Source organism: Serratia sarumanii (assembly GCF_029962605.1).
Lineage (GTDB): Bacteria > Pseudomonadota > Gammaproteobacteria > Enterobacterales > Enterobacteriaceae > Serratia > Serratia sarumanii.
In genome coordinates this window covers 3829456-3845432 of record NZ_CP124750.1, presented here as the reverse complement: position 1 = coordinate 3845432, position 15977 = coordinate 3829456, and the positions used below count along the sequence as shown (strand labels likewise).

13 protein-coding genes are annotated in these 15977 nt (G+C 61.5%); 8 read left to right on the top strand and 5 right to left on the bottom strand.

The window, feature by feature from the left end; translation table 11 throughout:
• The first annotated feature begins 5 nt into the window (after positions 1 to 5).
• The 3 genes from recO (at position 6) to acpS (ending at position 1920) form a co-directional block, all read left to right on the top strand.
• Positions 6 to 737 carry a DNA repair protein RecO gene (gene recO, locus SSARUM_RS18245; RefSeq protein ID WP_004929165.1) on the top strand — a complete coding sequence of 244 codons (732 nt, stop codon included), beginning with the start codon at positions 6 to 8 and terminating at the stop codon, positions 735 to 737.
• A 71-nt stretch (positions 738 to 808) separates the two neighbouring features.
• Positions 809 to 1540, top strand: coding sequence for a pyridoxine 5'-phosphate synthase (gene pdxJ / locus SSARUM_RS18240; RefSeq protein WP_025303943.1), 732 nt, complete (start codon positions 809 to 811; stop codon positions 1538 to 1540).
• Entirely contained in the window at positions 1540 to 1920 is a 381-nt protein-coding gene (gene acpS, locus SSARUM_RS18235) for a holo-ACP synthase (protein WP_004929169.1), read from the top strand. Before pdxJ ends, acpS begins: the two co-directional genes overlap by 1 nt.
• Positions 1921 to 1965: 45 nt before the next feature.
• Here acpS and SSARUM_RS18230 read toward each other — a convergent pair whose 3' ends face one another.
• From SSARUM_RS18230 to SSARUM_RS18220, 3 genes are all read right to left on the bottom strand, one after another.
• The gene (locus tag SSARUM_RS18230) at positions 1966 to 2226 is read right to left on the bottom strand and encodes a YfhL family 4Fe-4S dicluster ferredoxin (protein WP_033648939.1); all 261 of its coding nucleotides are present in this window, start codon (positions 2224 to 2226) and stop codon (positions 1966 to 1968) included.
• Between the two features lie 91 nt (positions 2227 to 2317).
• Positions 2318 to 3862, bottom strand: coding sequence for a phosphoethanolamine transferase (locus tag SSARUM_RS18225; protein ID WP_192832958.1), 1545 nt, complete (start codon positions 3860 to 3862; stop codon positions 2318 to 2320).
• Between the two features lie 143 nt (positions 3863 to 4005).
• Positions 4006 to 4854 (bottom strand): MurR/RpiR family transcriptional regulator, encoded by an 849-nt coding sequence (locus tag SSARUM_RS18220; protein ID WP_033648938.1) that lies wholly within the window; start codon positions 4852 to 4854, stop codon positions 4006 to 4008.
• Between the two features lie 167 nt (positions 4855 to 5021).
• Between SSARUM_RS18220 and murQ the strand changes: the two genes are divergently transcribed.
• From murQ to yfhb, 3 genes are read left to right on the top strand one after another with little or no spacing between them, the layout of a single operon-like run.
• Positions 5022 to 5915: an N-acetylmuramic acid 6-phosphate etherase gene (gene murQ / locus SSARUM_RS18215; RefSeq protein WP_033648937.1), complete on the top strand. Its 894-nt coding sequence runs from the start codon at positions 5022 to 5024 to the stop codon at positions 5913 to 5915.
• 18 nt (positions 5916 to 5933) lie between these two features.
• Positions 5934 to 7301 carry a PTS transporter subunit EIIC gene (locus SSARUM_RS18210; RefSeq protein ID WP_033648936.1) on the top strand — a complete coding sequence of 456 codons (1368 nt, stop codon included), beginning with the start codon at positions 5934 to 5936 and terminating at the stop codon, positions 7299 to 7301.
• A gap of 3 nt (positions 7302 to 7304) precedes the next feature.
• The gene (gene yfhb / locus SSARUM_RS18205; RefSeq protein WP_033648935.1) at positions 7305 to 7961 is read left to right on the top strand and encodes a phosphatidylglycerophosphatase C; all 657 of its coding nucleotides are present in this window, start codon (positions 7305 to 7307) and stop codon (positions 7959 to 7961) included.
• A 35-nt stretch (positions 7962 to 7996) separates the two neighbouring features.
• Here the strand turns inward: yfhb and SSARUM_RS18200 are convergent, their stop codons facing one another.
• Positions 7997 to 9061 (bottom strand): DUF2157 domain-containing protein, encoded by a 1065-nt coding sequence (locus tag SSARUM_RS18200; RefSeq protein ID WP_060430487.1) that lies wholly within the window; start codon positions 9059 to 9061, stop codon positions 7997 to 7999.
• A 117-nt stretch (positions 9062 to 9178) separates the two neighbouring features.
• Between SSARUM_RS18200 and tadA the strand changes: the two genes are divergently transcribed.
• A complete protein-coding gene (tadA, locus tag SSARUM_RS18195; protein WP_039568559.1) occupies positions 9179 to 9685 on the top strand; it encodes a tRNA adenosine(34) deaminase TadA in 507 nt (168 codons plus the stop codon).
• Here the strand turns inward: tadA and mltF are convergent, their stop codons facing one another.
• Positions 9686 to 11146 (bottom strand): membrane-bound lytic murein transglycosylase MltF, encoded by a 1461-nt coding sequence (gene mltF, locus SSARUM_RS18190; RefSeq protein WP_004941352.1) that lies wholly within the window; start codon positions 11144 to 11146, stop codon positions 9686 to 9688.
• Positions 11147 to 11420: 274 nt separating this feature from the next.
• Here mltF and purL point away from each other — a divergent pair, with 274 nt between their 5' ends.
• Entirely contained in the window at positions 11421 to 15314 is a 3894-nt protein-coding gene (gene purL, locus SSARUM_RS18185) for a phosphoribosylformylglycinamidine synthase (protein WP_170310567.1), read from the top strand.
• Positions 15315 to 15977 lie beyond the last annotated feature (663 nt).

Here is a 15977-nt window from a genome sequence, read left to right as displayed (position 1 = left end):
GATCCGTGGACGGCTGGGAGCGCGCTTTCGTCCTGCATGGGCGGCCGTACAGTGAAACCAGTCTGATGCTGGATCTGTTTACCGAAGGTCATGGGCGGGTGCGCTTGCTGGCGAAAGGCGCGCGCAGCCGCCGCTCCAATCTGAAGGGTTGCCTGCAGCCCTTTACTCCTCTGTTAGTGCGCTGGGGCGGCCGCGGCGAAGTGAAAACGCTGCGCAACGCCGAAGCGGTCTCCCTCGGTTTACCCCTCAGCGGCATGATGCTGTACAGCGGCCTGTACGTGAACGAACTGCTGGCGCGCGTGCTCGAGCAGGAAACCAACTACTCGGTGCTGTTCTTCGATTATCTGCAATGCCTGCAGGCGCTGGCGGCGGAAGACAGCTCGCCGGAGCAGGCGCTGCGCCAGTTCGAGCTGGCCTTGCTGCACCACCTGGGTTACGGCCTCGATTTCCTGCACTGCGCCGGCAGCGGCCTGCCGGTGGATGATGCCATGACCTATCGCTATCGCGAAGAGAAAGGCTTCATCGCCAGCCTGGTGGTGGATCACTACAGCTTCACCGGGCGCGAACTGCGCGCGCTGGCGGAGCGGCAGTTTCCCGATGCCGAGACGCTGCGCGCCGCCAAGCGTTTCACCCGCATGGCGCTGAAACCCTATCTAGGCGGCAAGCCGTTGAAGAGCCGCGAACTGTTCCGCCAGTTCGTGCGCAAACAGCCGAATACGCCGGTCGACGACGCCTGACCTTTTCCCCTTTTGCCGCCTTGCGCCCGCGTGTAAACTGCTGGCACTGAAAATCGTATTTAGAGGTTGTCATGGCTGATTTGCTGCTGGGCGTCAATATCGATCACATCGCCACGTTACGTAACGCGCGCGGAACCCAATACCCGGATCCGGTTCAGGCGGCATTCATTGCCGAACAGGCGGGAGCCGACGGCATTACCGTGCATCTGCGCGAAGACCGCCGCCACATCACCGACCGCGACGTGCGCCTGCTGCGCCAGACCATCCAGACGCGCATGAATCTGGAGATGGCGGTGACCGACGAGATGCTGGACATCGCCATTGAGCTGAAGCCGCATTTCTGCTGCCTGGTGCCGGAGAAGCGCGAAGAAGTGACCACCGAAGGCGGCCTGGACGTCGCCGGCCAGCTGGACAAAATGAGCGTGGCGGTTGAGCGCCTGGCGCAGGCGGGCATTTTGGTCTCGCTGTTCATCGATCCCGATCATCGCCAGATCGACGCGGCGGTGGCGGTGGGCGCACCCTATATCGAAATCCACACCGGCGCCTACGCCGAAGCGCAGGGCGAGCTGGCGGTACAGGCCGAGCTGCGCCGCATCGCGGTAGCCGCCGCCTACGCGGCCGAGAAAGGGCTGAAGGTCAACGCCGGCCACGGTCTGACCTACCATAACGTGCAGCCGATCGCCGCGCTGCCGGAGATGCACGAGCTGAACATCGGCCATGCGATTATCGGCCAGGCGGTGATGAGCGGGCTGCCGGCCGCGGTTGCCGACATGAAAGTGCTGATGCGGGAAGCGCGCCGGTAATGGCGGTGCTCGGGCTGGGAACCGACATCGTTGAGATGGCGCGTATCGAAGCGGTGGTGGAGCGCAGCGGCGATCGCCTGGCGCGCCGCGTGCTGAGCGACGCCGAGTGGGCGCTGTATCAGCAGCACCAGCAGCCGATTCGCTTTCTGGCCAAACGTTTCGCGGTGAAAGAGGCCGCCGCCAAGGCGTTCGGCACCGGCATTCGCAACGGCCTGGCGTTCAATCAGTTCGAAGTGTTCAACGATGCGCTGGGCAAGCCGAATATTCGTTTGCACGGCCGCGCCGCCGAGCTGGCCGGGGAGATGGGGGTCACCGCGATCCACGTTTCGCTGGCCGACGAACGGCGCTACGCCTGCGCGACGGTGATCGTCGAAAGCTGAAAATAGCAAGGGCGCCTGTGGCGCCCTTGTCAGTCCTGCGGCGGATTAAATGCGATCGGCGTGGTGCAGCACCACGAACTTGTCCCACAGCTGTTCGTTGGTCTCGCGATGCTGCGGATCGGTGATGATGGTGTTGTCGATCGGGCAAACCTGCTGGCAGGTCGGCGTATCATAATGGCCGATGCACTCGGTGCAGCGATCGGTATCGATCTGATAAATCTCATCGCCCATCGAAATCGCCTGGTTCGGGCATTCCGGCTCGCACATGTCGCAGTTGATGCATTTCTTGGTAATCAGCAGTGCCATTGTCAGTTATCTTTCCATCGGTGTGCTCGGGCTGGCGCGCAATCTATCATAGAATCACCGCGCGGCGGGCGTTTTTTCGTCATCTTACCGCTTAGGGTAACTCAGGTGGGTCGTCAGCCAACTGATCGAAATCAACCCTTCTCTGCCCGTCAAACACCCAGCGCTTATCGGTATCCGCCATACGCATCGTAGGCATCACCTCCGGATGGGTAACCCGTATTCCCGCCTCTTGAGCAAACAACCCGATAAAATCGAACGCGCTCAAGGGATCATCAATGATCTGGTGCTGTTGGTCGCGATCGCTCAGCACCAGCAACGGCACCTGGTAATTCTGCCGGGTATCGCCGCTGTGACGCAGAGAACGTATGCCGCCGATATCCTTATGGGAAAGACCGTGATCGGAGAAATAGAACAGTTTAAACGGCGCGCCGGTCTGTTTCAGACTTTGATAAACCTGCTCGATAAAACGATCAGTCTTGCGATAGGTAGAGAGGTAGCAGGCCAGCTCCTTATTCGGCGACTCGACGCTCGGCGGTTCGCCGTTAAGCCGCTCGCAAAAGTCGGCGTGCGAGCCCATCAGATGCAGCACATACAGGTTGCCTTGCCCCTGGCGGCTCAATAATTGGTCAAATATCGGCAGCAGTGCATCATCATCGGTGTTGCGCGATTGATAGTCGCCTTTCTTCAGGAAGTAATGGTTATCGCTGAACATGGCGATTTTTGATACCGGCGTATCGAATTGCCCGAACATGCCCTGATTGGACAGCCAGTGGGTATTGAGGCCGGCGGCTTTTGCCAGGGTGATGATATTATCTCCGAGGGCAATGCTGTGGCCGTTGCTTAAAGCCAGCGTGCGGGGGAGGGATTCGAATGTATTCGGCGCGGTGGAAATATAATTACTGTAAAACCGTCCCTTGGCATTATCCAGAAACGGTGTAGTGGACACCGGATAACCAAATAAGGACATATGATCCCTGCGCATACTTTCGCCGACGATAATGACATAGTTTTCATTCTTCGGTGCGCCAGAGGTGATCGACCAAGAGTACGGTTCTGAAACGCCGGTGTTTAATTCATCAATTTGCTGTTGATATTGATCGTAAGCGGAGTAGGTGGATAAAAAGAAGTCAGGTAATTTAAGCTTAACCAAGCCACCGCTGAATATTCTGGTGATGACGATAACCGCAAATAACGCCAGCAAAGGCAATATGATTTTTTTTGGTAGTGCTTGTCGCCAAATAAACCTTTTTAAAATAATAAGCATGGTAAATATTACGACAGGCAGCAGATAACACCTGGCTGGGAGGGTATGCAGGAACTCACTCGCTTCTGTACTGTTGGTTTGCAGCAGGGCAGACACCACGGCCGCTGACGGAGACCCGTAAATGGCCCCGACCGGCGCATACAGCGCGCACAGCAGAATAAACGGAATAATCAGGCCGTAGCGGGTAAGCGAATGGTTAGATAATAATAGCAAGATAAGTGCAATAAAAAGAATATCAATGCCTTTTCCACCGCTGTATCCCATCGCTTTGATCAATATCAAAGCAATAATGGCGTAAAATAAAAAAGTGCGCAGGGTCGGGTGAGCCACGGAGTGCCGCAACTTATCTAAAATAACAGTGTGTGTATTCATAATGGTATCGTTAAATAATGCTGTCCATGCATGCTCAATTATTGAACGATAATTGAGCGAGTCACCGCCCGCACATTATTTTTCGAATGCAGAGAAGGGAAATAATTGAGCTGGCGGCGTTTTATCGGCCGCCATTATACGCCTCAAACCAACTTTTTCATTAACTGTTCGCTGTGTTTGATGCGATCGCGGGCATGATCGAGATCGTGCTGGATCAGCGCCATAAACAGCAGGTCGGTGAGGGCGTACTGGGCCGTGCTGGAAGAGATGGCCGCGCTGCGGGTGTGGGGCTCTTCGGCGATGGTATAGAGGCAGTGGTCCGCGCGCTGCTGCAGGCCGTTGGGAGAAAAGCTGGTCAGCGCCAATACCCTGGCGCCGGCCTGGCGCGCCTCTTCCGCCGCCAGATTGATTTCACGCCGTTCGCCGCTGAAAGAGATAGCCAGCAGCAGATCGCGTTTGTCCAGCGCCTGAACCGCCGCCAGCTGGACGTGCATGTCCGGTTCGGCCACCGCCATCACGCCGATTTTCAGCAGTTTGAAGGAGAAATCCTTGGCCACCAGCCCGGAGGCGCCGATGCCGATCAGCATCACCCGGCGAGCCTGGCGCAGCATGTCCAGCGCCTGATGCAGCCGCTCTTCGCTGTTGATGTCCAGCGTCGCGCGCAGCGCCGCCTGCTTTTCCGCCAGCAGTTTTTCACCGACGATTTTCAGCGTGTCGCTGCTGAGGATGTGGTTGTGAACGGTCACCACCGGCTCGGCCTGCGGCTGGGCCAGCGTTTCGCTCAGCGCCAGCTTCAGCGCCGGAAAGCCCTTATAGCCCAGCTTTTGGGCGAACTTCACCACGCTCGACTGGCTGATGCCGGCCAGCTCGGCCAGCTTTTGCGAGCTGAGATGGCGCGCCTGCTCGGCGTTGTTCAGCAAAAAGTCCGCCAGCTTGCGGTCGTTTTGCGCCAGTGTCGGATACATCTGGCGTATGCGCAGAAGGGTACTCATTGATCTTTCCCTGGAAACCAGCGGCCATTTTGCCACGCAGGCGGCGAAAACGCGCGGTGAAAATTTTTGTGAGCTCGTCGTTAAAATAGCAAATAGCGCTCGCTTTGTTGAATAAAATATTCAAATATTGATTTAAATTTGTGAATTAAAAATTCAAAGGTGAACAGATGAACTTAGGCGCACTGGTATCGGAAACCCGCAACCCGGCCACCATGGGGCTGGATGAGATGTCGACGCTGGAGATGGTCCGCTGCTTTAACCAGGAAGACCGCAAGGTGCCGGAGGCGATCGAAAAGGTGCTGCCGGCGATCGCGCAGGCGGTCGATTTGGCCGCGGCGGCGTTGAAGGCCGGCGGCCGGCTGATTTATTTGGGCGCCGGCACCAGCGGCCGATTGGGGGTGTTGGATGCCTCCGAGTGCCCGCCGACCTTCGGCGTGCCGCACGGCGTGGTGGTGGGCTTGATCGCCGGCGGGCCGGGCGCACTGCTCAAGGCGGTGGAGGGGGCGGAAGACGACGAAGCCCTGGGCGAAGCCGATCTCCGGGCGCTGAACCTCACTGCCGTCGATATGGTGGTGGGGTTGGCGGCCTCAGGGCGCACGCCTTATGTGATTGGCGCACTGCGCTATGCGCGCGGGCTGGGCTGCCCGACGGCGGCCATCTCCTGCAACCCGGATTCGCCGATCGCGCACGAAGCGCAGGTGGCGATTTCACCGGTGGTGGGGCCGGAGGCGCTGACCGGTTCGACGCGCCTGAAATCCGGCACCGCGCAGAAGCTGGTGCTCAACATGCTGTCGACCGGCGCGATGGTCAAGCTGGGCAAGGTCTATCAGAACCTGATGGTGGACGTGAAGGCCACCAACGTCAAACTGGTGGATCGCGCCTGCCGCATCGTGGTGGAGGCCACCGGCGCCGAACGCGCTCAGGCCGAGGCGGCGCTGGCGCAGACCGGCTTCGAGGTCAAGCCGGCGATACTGATGATTCTGGCCGGCGTCAGCGCCGAAGAGGCGCAGCAGCGGCTGCAGCGGCACGACGGCTACCTGCGCGCGGCGCTGGCGCGTTAACTCACGGTGGGGGCGGCGATGGACAAGACAACGGCATTGGCGACACAGATCCTGGCGGGCGTGGGGGGCGAGGGCAATATCCTCAAACTGGAGAACTGCATGACGCGGGTACGCGTCGAGGTCAGCGACGAACAGCGTCTGGATCTGGCCGCTCTCAAGCAGCTGTCCGGCGTGAAGGGCTATATCAAACAGGGTGAGCAGCATCAGTTTATCGTTGGCCCGGGCGCCGCCGCCAAGGTGGTGGACGCCATGCGCGCATTGCTGAGCGGTAGCGCGCAGCCCGTCGTCGCCGTCGGTGACGCGGCCCGCATCAAGGCGCAGGCCAAGCAAAAATACGCTGCGCCGATGAGCGGTGCGCTGAAAAAGCTGGCCGATGTTTTTATTCCGCTGATCCCGGCGTTTATCGCCTCGGGCCTGATCACCGGCATCATCAACCTGCTGAAACGGCCCGACATCGCCGGCCAACTGGCGGTGGACTACCCGAACGTGCTGGGGTTGCTGGCGATCTTCGGCAGCGCGGTGTTCGCCATCATGAACATTCTGGTCGGGGTCAACGCCGCGCGGGTGTTCGGCGGCTCCCAGGCGATGGGCGGCGTGATGGCGGGCATTCTCTCCAGCCCGGCGCTGGCGCAGATCACCTTGTTCGGCGAGGCGCTGCAGCCGGGGCGCGGCGGGGTGATCGCCGTGCTGCTGGTGGTGGCGTTGATGTGCTGGGTGGAGAAACGCCTGCGCACGCTGCTGCCGGAATCGGTTGAGCTGATCCTTAATCCATTGCTGACCACGCTGGTCACCGCCTCGCTGGCGATCCTGATTCTGCAGCCGATCGGCGGCATTATCTCCGACGCCATCGCCCACGGCGCCAATCTGGCGATCGACAAGGGCGGGCTGCTGGTGGGGGCGCTGCTCTCGGGGCTGTTCCTGCCGCTGGTGCTCTCCGGCCTGCACCAGGGGCTGGTGCCGATCCACGTCGAGCTGGTGCAGGCGCACGGTTCCAACCCGCTGCTGCCGATCCTGGCGATGGCCGGCGTCGGGCAGGTAGGGGCGGCGCTGGCGGTGCTGTTGAAGACCCGCAACGCGCGGCTGAAGAAGGTGATCAAAGGGGCGTTGCCGGTCGGCATTCTCGGCATCGGCGAGCCGCTGATCTTCGGGGTGACCTTGCCGCTGGGGCGGCCGTTTATCGGCGCCTGCCTCGGCGGGGCGGTCGGCGGCGCGCTGATCAGCTACTGGAAGGTGGCGACGGTAATCACCTTCGGCATTTCGGGGCTGCCTTTGGCGTTGACCATCGTCTCAGGTAAGGTGATGTTGTATCTGGCGGGGATGCTGATTACGATTGTCGCCGGTTTTCTCTTCACCTGGATGATGGGGTTCAACGATCCCGAGGAGTAGCGTTTGAGCGACAAGCAGCAACAACCGGCCGCAGAGGGGCGCCGCGTGGTCTTTTTCGATCTGGACGGCACCCTGCATCAGGAGGATATGTTCGGCAGTTTCTTGCGCTTTCTGCTGCGCCGTTTGCCGCTGAACCTGCTGCTGGTGATACCGGTGCTGCCGCCGATCGGCCTGGCGCTGCTGCTGCTGGGGCGCGCCGCGCGTTGGCCGATGAGCCTGCTGCTGTGGGCGATTACTTTCGGGCGCTCCGAAGCGAAGCTCAAGGCGCTGGAGCGGCAGTTTATCGAGGCCTTTCGCCAGAAGGTGACCGCGTTTCCGGTGGTGCAAATGCGGCTGCGGCAGTATCTGGACGAGCACGATGCCGAAGTGTGGCTGATCACCGGCTCGCCGGAACGGCTGGTGGAGCAGGTGTATCACGATTCGGCGTTTCTGCCGCGGGTGCGGTTGATCGGCAGCCGCATCACGCGCCGCTGCGGCGGTTGGGTCTTGACTCTGCGCTGCCTGGGGACGCAAAAAGTGGTGCAGCTGGAGCAGCGGCTCGGCGCGCCGCTAAAGCTGTACAGCGGTTACAGCGACAGCAAGCAGGATAATCCGCTGCTGTTCTTTTGCGAGCACCGCTGGCGGGTAAGTAAGCAGGGCGAGCTGCAGCAGCTGGAATAAGCCAAGGGCGGAGGATTCCGCCCTTGCTGTTTTTATCAGTACCGCGATCGGTCGTCGGTCACGTCGTGCGGCTGGCGCCCCAACTGCCAAATCTTCTCCGCATAATGCCCCAACGCCCACAGGCTCAGGCCGAGCAGCGCGAAGAAAATCGTCTTCGGCATGCTGTCCCAGAAAAACTCGAACAGGCGGGTATACAGGTTAATGCCGAGGAAGGTCAGCCCGAAGCCGCGCAGCATGGCGTCGTCATGCTTCAATCCCAGCCAAATGGCGGCGAGGGCGGCCAGCCCGAACAGCAGGCTCCAGTGGAACAGCTCGATCTGGCGCGCGCGGTACCAGCTGTCGAGATCGCCGTAGTTGCCGAAGATAGACAGCAGCCACAGGGCGATAAACAGATACAGCAGGCCCATCGCCAGCGACACCCGCTGCAGGCCGCGTTGCGCCAACAGCGGCCGCAGCAGCAGCGCGGCGGCGATCAGCACCGCGCCAAAGGCGATAAAACGAATCGGGTAGCTCATGCCAAGCCAGTAGGCGCCCCAGCCGGACAGGTAGCCGGTCTCGGCGCCGAAGGCGTTGCCGAGCGACAGCAGGGCGAACCACCACACCAGCCCGGAGCGGCTGAACCAGCCGATCGCGCCGTACAGCAGCGCGGCGAACAGCAGCAGCACGGAAACCCGGCCGCTGCCGTTATCCAGCCAGACCCCCAGCTGCCATAAGGCGCAGGCGGTAAGCAACACGGCGACAAACAGAGCCGCCTCATTGCCGTAGCGTTTTTCCGGGTGGCGCCGGCGGCGACGCAGCGCCCAGACGTAGGCCAGCGCTGCCAGTACGCCGGCGATCGCCATGCGTACCGGCGCGTCGAAGCGGAACAGTCCGCTGAGCCATGCAAGCAGTTCGCTGTCGGCGAACAGGCTGGTGACGGCGATCAGCAGCGAGGCCAGCGCGGCGAGAAACGCATAGCGCGCCAGCCGCCGCCAGTCGAAAGGCTGCACGGCCACATGCTGCAGCAGCTGCTGCCGTTGTTCGGCCGTCAAGGCGCCTTCTCCCACCCAGCTGTCCAGCGCCTTGCGCACCACGACCGCGTTCTTTTTACTGAGTTTCATGCTTCTTGTCCCTGAATCACATGCTGATTCGGCCAGTATAGCCATTGGCGGGCGGCTACGACAAAGGAGGGCTAGTGTGTATAATGCCCGCCGCAAAAGCGCACGAGGAATTATGCGATGACTGAATATAACGATGAGTACTGGATGCGTCAGGCATTGCAGCTGGCCCTGCGCGCGCAGGAAGAGGGCGAGGTGCCGGTGGGTGCGCTGCTGGTGCTGGACAATCAGGTCATCGGCGAGGGCTGGAACCGCCCGATCGGCCGACACGATCCTACCGCACACGCCGAGATCATGGCGCTGCGCCAGGGCGGCGTGGTGCTGCAAAACTACCGTTTGCTGAACGCCACGCTGTACGTCACGCTGGAGCCTTGCGTGATGTGCGCCGGCGCGATGGTGCACAGCCGCATCCGCCGGCTGGTGTATGGCGCCGCCGACGAGAAAACCGGCGCGGCCGGTTCACTGGTGGACATTCTGCGCCATCCGGGCATGAACCATCAGGTGGAGATCGTCTCGGGCGTGCTGGCGGAGGAGTGCGCCGCCACCCTGAGCAATTTCTTCCGCCTGCGCCGTGAACAGAAAAAAGCGCTCAGGCTGGCGCAGCGGGCGGCGGATAAGCCGGAATAATCAGTAGTTGAGCGCCAGTTCCGGCATCACCGTCGGGTAGCCTTTCCCCAACGCCTCCTGCTCGGCGGCCGCTTGCGCCGCCTTTCTCTCTTTTTCCTGCAGATAGCCCACCAGGCTGACCTGGTAGCGGCGGATGTTTTCCACATAGTTGTAGGCTTCACGCCCGCGCGCATAGCCGTAGGTCAGCTGCGGGTAGTAGCGCTTCTGGCTGAGCATCGGCAGGCGCTGTTTGACGTCGACCCAGCTGTCCGGATTGCCTTTTTGCGTCTTGGTCAGCTTGCGAGCGTCCAGCATGTGGCCCCAGCCCATGTTGTAGGCCGCCAGCGAGAACCAGATGCGCTCGTCTTCCGGCACGCTGTCCGGCACCTTGGCCATCAGCCGCTGCAGGTAAAGGGCGCCGCCCTGAATGCTCTCTTCCGGATCGAGGCGGTCGTTGACCCCGAGGCCGTCGGCGGTGGCGCGGGTCAGCATCATCAGGCCGCGCACGCCGGTGGGTGAGGTGGCCTGCGGATTCCAGTGCGATTCCTGATAGGCGATGGCCGCCAGCAGCTTCCAGTCGATCTCGTTGGCGTGCTTCTCGAACAGCGGGCGGAAGTTGGGCAGCACCGAGTCGATGGCCGACAGGAAGGTTTTGGTGTCCACATAGTCGAAGCTGCCAACGTGGCCGAGGTATTTCTCTTCGAGCCGCGCCAGGGTGCCGTCGTCCACCATCTGGCTGTAGAAGTCCAGCATCGCCGCGTACAGGCTGTCGTCGCCGTCGCGTTTCAGATACCAGGTAACCGGCTCTTCGTCGGTGACGTCGAACGCCACCGCCAGCTGCGGATGGATGCGCTGCAGCAGCGCGATGGTCACCGAATCGCCGAGGGTGTAGTCCAGCTTGCCGTCGGCCACTCGCTCCAGCAGCTCTTTGGAGGTGAGATCGCTGGAGGACTCCCAGGCGAGATCCGGGTATTTATCCTGTTTGAGCTGCTTGAGGGTGCTGACGTGCGCGGAACCGGAAGCGACCGCCAGCTTGCCTTTAATGTCGGCGAAACTTTTCGGCCGCGGGGTGCCCAGCCGGTACACCAGCTGTTGGGAAACGGAGTAGTAGGCCGGGCCGGTACGCGCGCGGCTGAGGCGCTCCTGGTTGTAGATCAGGCCCGCCGCCAGCAGGTCGGCGTCGTCGTCGTCCAGATCGTCGAACAGGTCATTGATGTTCTGATGGGGGATCACCACCAGCTTCACCCCGAGGTAGTTGGCGAAGCGCTTCGCCAGTTCGTAGTCGAGCCCACCCGGCCCTTGCTTGGTGTTGAAATAGGTCAGCGGGGAGTTCAGCGTGCTGATACGCAACTCGCCGCGGGAAATGATCTCCTGGAGTTGCCCGCCCTGGCCGCTGCGCCAGGTGATATTGGGCCACAGCGCGAGAGCCAGAAGCAGGGTGACAACGCCGATGAGGATGTAGTTTATTTTAAGACGTTTCAAATAGTTATCCAGTGGTGGCACAGGTACGCCGGCGACGATAACCGCGACTTTTCTCATGGTTAAATCACCAGTGCGGGGGCATTTTGCGCAACAAAACGCCAGTGTGCAACTTTATTGACACGTTATGACAATTCGACGGTGCGGCACGCTTTTATCAATTATCCCTACGCAAACGGTTTCGTCGGCGGCGAGGATTCTCTATAATGACGCGCGTTTTCCCCTGTTGCGCCCAATGAAGCGTCTTATCCGTCGCTTCGAAGACGAGAGAACTTTGATTATGGAAATTCTGCGTGGTTCGCCCGCTTTATCGGCTTTTCGCATTACCAAACTGCTGTCCCGCTGCCAGGACGCTCACCTGCCCGTCAGTGATATCTACGCCGAGTACGTCCACTTTGCCGATGTTAGCGCACCGCTCAGTGCCGAAGAACACGCCAAGCTTCAGCGGCTGCTCAAGTACGGCCCTTCTCTCGCCGAACACGCCCCCGAAGGCCGGTTGCTGCTGGTTACGCCGCGTCCGGGCACCATTTCTCCCTGGTCTTCCAAAGCCACCGACATCGCCCACAACTGCGGTCTGCAGCAGGTCGTGCGCCTGGAGCGCGGCCTGGCGTTCTACGTCAAGGCGCCCGAGCTGACGGAAACCCAGTGGCGGCAGCTCGCCGCGCTGCTGCACGATCGCATGATGGAAACCGTCTTCAGCGAACTGCAACAGGCCGAACAGCTGTTCGCGCACCATCAGCCGGCGCCGTATCAGTCGGTCGACGTGCTGGGCGCAGGGCGCGCCGCGCTGGAGCAGGCCAACGTCCGGCTCGGCCTGGCGCTGGCGCAGGACGAGATCGACTATCTGCTGAATGCCTTTACCGGTTTGGGGCGCAACCCGACGGATATCGAACTTTATATGTTCGCGCAGGCCAACTCCGAGCACTGCCGCCACAAGATTTTCAACGCCGACTGGATCATCGACGGCGAACAGCAGCCTAAATCGCTGTTCAAAATGATCAAGAACACCTATGAGCAGACGCCGGACTATGTGCTGTCGGCGTATAAAGACAACGCTGCCGTGATGGAAGGCTCGCAGGTCGGCCGCTTCTTCGCCGCGCCGGAGACCGGCACCTACGATTACCATCAGGAAGACGCGCACATCCTGATGAAGGTGGAAACCCACAACCACCCGACGGCGATCTCGCCGTGGCCGGGCGCCGCGACCGGCTCCGGCGGCGAGATCCGCGACGAGGGGGCTACCGGCCGCGGCGCCAAGCCGAAGGCCGGCCTGGTGGGCTTCTCGGTGTCCAACCTGCGTATTCCCGGCTTTGAACAGCCGTGGGAACAGGATTTCGGCAAGCCGGAACGCATCGTCACCGCGCTGGATATCATGACCGAAGGCCCGCTGGGCGGCGCGGCGTTCAACAACGAATTCGGTCGTCCGGCGCTGCTGGGCTACTTCCGTACCTATGAAGAGCGCGTCAACAGCCACAACGGCGTTGAGCTGCGCGGCTACCACAAACCGATCATGCTGGCGGGCGGCATCGGCAACATCCGTGCCGATCACGTGCAGAAAGGGGAAATCACCGTCGGCGCCAAGCTGGTGGTGTTGGGCGGCCCGGCGATGAATATCGGCCTGGGCGGCGGCGCGGCCTCGTCGATGGCGTCCGGCCAGTCCGACGCCGATCTGGACTTCGCTTCGGTGCAGCGCGACAACCCGGAAATGGAGCGCCGCTGTCAGGAAGTGATCGACCGCTGCTGGCAGCTGGGCGATCAGAACCCGATCCTGTTTATCCATGACGTCGGCGCCGGCGGCCTGTCCAACGCCATGCCGGAGCTGGTGAGCGACGGCGGCCGCGGCGGCCGCTTCGAGCTGCGCGATATTCTCAACGACGAGCCGGGCATGAGCCCGCTGGAAGTGTGGTGCAACGAATCGCAGGAACGTTACGTGATGGCGATCGCCCCGGCGCAGATGGCGCAGTTCGACGAGATCTGCCGCCGCGAGCGCGCGCCTTATGCGGTGATCGGCGAAGCGACCGAAGAACAGCACCTGACGCTCAACGACCGCCACTTCGACAACCAGCCGATCGACATGCCGCTGGACGTACTGCTCGGCAAGACGCCGAAAATGACCCGCGACGTCACCCGCCTGCAGGCGAGCGGCGAGGCGGTGCAGCGCGAGAACATCACGCTGGCCGACGCGGTGAAACGCGTGCTGCATCTGCCGGCCGTGGCGGAGAAAACCTTCCTGATCACCATCGGCGACCGCACCGTTACCGGCATGGTGGCGCGCGACCAGATGGTCGGCCCGTGGCAGATCCCGGTGGCCGACTGTGCGGTCACCACCGCCAGCCTGGACAGCTATTACGGCGAAGCGATGTCGCTCGGTGAACGCGCGCCGGTGGCGCTGCTGGACTTCGCCGCCTCCGGCCGCCTGGCGGTCGGGGAAGCGCTGACCAACCTGGCCGCCACAGAGATCGGTAGCCTGAAGCGCGTGAAGCTGTCCGCCAACTGGATGGCCGCCGCCGGCCACCCGGGCGAAGACGCCGGCCTGTACGAAGCGGTAAAAGCGGTGGGCGAAGAACTGTGCCCGGCGCTGGGCATCACTATCCCGGTGGGTAAAGACTCCATGTCGATGAAGACCCGCTGGCAGGAAGGCAACGAACAGCGTGAAATGACCTCGCCGCTGTCGCTGGTCATCACCGCCTTCGCCCGCGTGGAGGACGTGCGCCACACCGTGACGCCGCAGCTGCGCACCGATAAGGGCGACAGCGCGCTGCTGTTGATCGATCTGGGCAACGGCCATAACGCGCTGGGTGCCACCGCGCTGGCGCAGGTTTATCGCCAACTGGGTGACAAACCAGCCGACGTGCGCAACGTTGCGCAGCTGGCGGGCTTCTTCAACGCCATGCAGCAGCTGGTGGCCGATCAAGCGCTGTTGGCTTACCACGACCGCGCCGACGGCGGCCTGCTGGTGACGCTGGCGGAGATGGCCTTCGCCGGTCACTGCGGCGTGGACGTCAACCTTGACGGCCTCGGCGATGATGCGCTGGCGGTGCTGTTCAACGAAGAGCTGGGCGCGGTGATCCAGGTGAGCGCCGAACGTCTCGATGACGTGAAGCAGGCGTTCGCTCAGCACGGTCTGACCGACAATGTGCATCACATCGGCAGCGTGCAGGCCGGCGATCGTTTCGTCATCACCCAACACGGCAAGGCGCTGTACAGCGAAAGCCGCAATACGCTGCGCACCTGGTGGGCGGAAACCACCTGGCAGATGCAGCGCCTGCGCGACAACCCGGCGTGCGCCGATCAGGAACATCAGGCCAAGCAGGATGAACAAGATCCCGGCCTGAATGTGAAGCTGACCTTCGCACCGCAGGAAGACATCGCCGCGCCGTATATCGCCAAGGGCGCTCGCCCGAAAGTGGCGGTGCTGCGTGAGCAGGGGGTGAACTCCCACGTTGAAATGGCGGCGGCGTTCCACCGCGCCGGCTTTGACGCGGTGGACGTGCACATGAGCGATCTGCTGGCGGGGCGCCGCGATCTGCAGGACTTCCACACGCTGGTGGCCTGCGGTGGCTTCTCTTACGGCGACGTACTGGGCGCCGGCGAAGGCTGGGCGAAGTCCATCCTGTTCAACGAGCGGGTGCGCGACGAGTTCGAAGCGTTCTTCCACCGTCCGCAGACGCTGGCGCTGGGCGTGTGCAACGGCTGCCAGATGATGTCCAACCTGCGCGAGCTGATCCCGGGCGCCGAACACTGGCCGCGCTTTGTGCGCAACCTGTCGGATCGCTTCGAGGCGCGTTTCAGCCTGGTGGAAGTGGCGGCCAGCCCGTCGCTGTTCCTGCAGGGCATGACCGGTTCGCGCATGCCGATCGCCGTTTCCCACGGCGAGGGGCATGTTGAAGTGCGCGATGCGGCGCATCTGGCCGCGCTGGAAAGCCACGGCCTGGTGGCGCTGCGTTTCGTCAACAACGCCGGTCAGGTGACGGAAACTTACCCGGCCAACCCGAACGGTTCGCCGAACGGCATTACCGCCGTGACCAGCGCCAACGGGCGCGCCACGGTGATGATGCCGCACCCGGAACGTGTGTTCCGCACCGTCAGCAACTCCTGGCACCCGGAAGAGTGGGGCGAGGACAGCCCGTGGATGCGCATGTTCCGCAACGCCCGTAAGCAGCTGGGCTAAAAACGGCCACCGCCGTACAGAGGGTGCAAGCAATTGCGCCCTTTTTTATGGCCGGCGTTCGCCGTCTGGCGGCAGTGTCTGCATTTAGCGACAGGCGCTATTTTCCCTGTCGCTAAATGGAGACATTTAACTATTTGATTTTATTAATGGTAAATGGGTTTGGCTTTAGTTGTCTGCATTTGGCGACAGCGCGGCGTTTTTTTCATCGCTCATCGGGGCGTGATGCACAAAGAAATTTGCTGATATAATCTTATTTTTTAATAAAATCATCTGGTTATTATTTTTATTGCAAAGTTGGCACGTAACGTGCATTATTCTCGGCGGCTGCTCATTCACCTTTTTATGACGGCGCCGTAATTAGACGGCAAACCGCCTCATAAGCCTCCGAATGATGCCAAAGAAATGGTGCCTATCGTCCAACCAAACCGATAACAGACCGTGCAAGCGGCTTTATCAAGCATCGGGCGACACGTGGAGTGAGGCACCGCCTGTATCCAACTGTGATGAAGGGTTCATCAATCCTGGATACTTACGGATGCTATTCGTCCTGTTCGATGCCAGCCGCTGCGCTACATCACCCTGGGGACGAGACTTAAGGGCATCCACACTTTCCTTGCGTTGGGGCAAGTTTCTTGCCCCGATGTCATTTCTCAACGCTGCGCT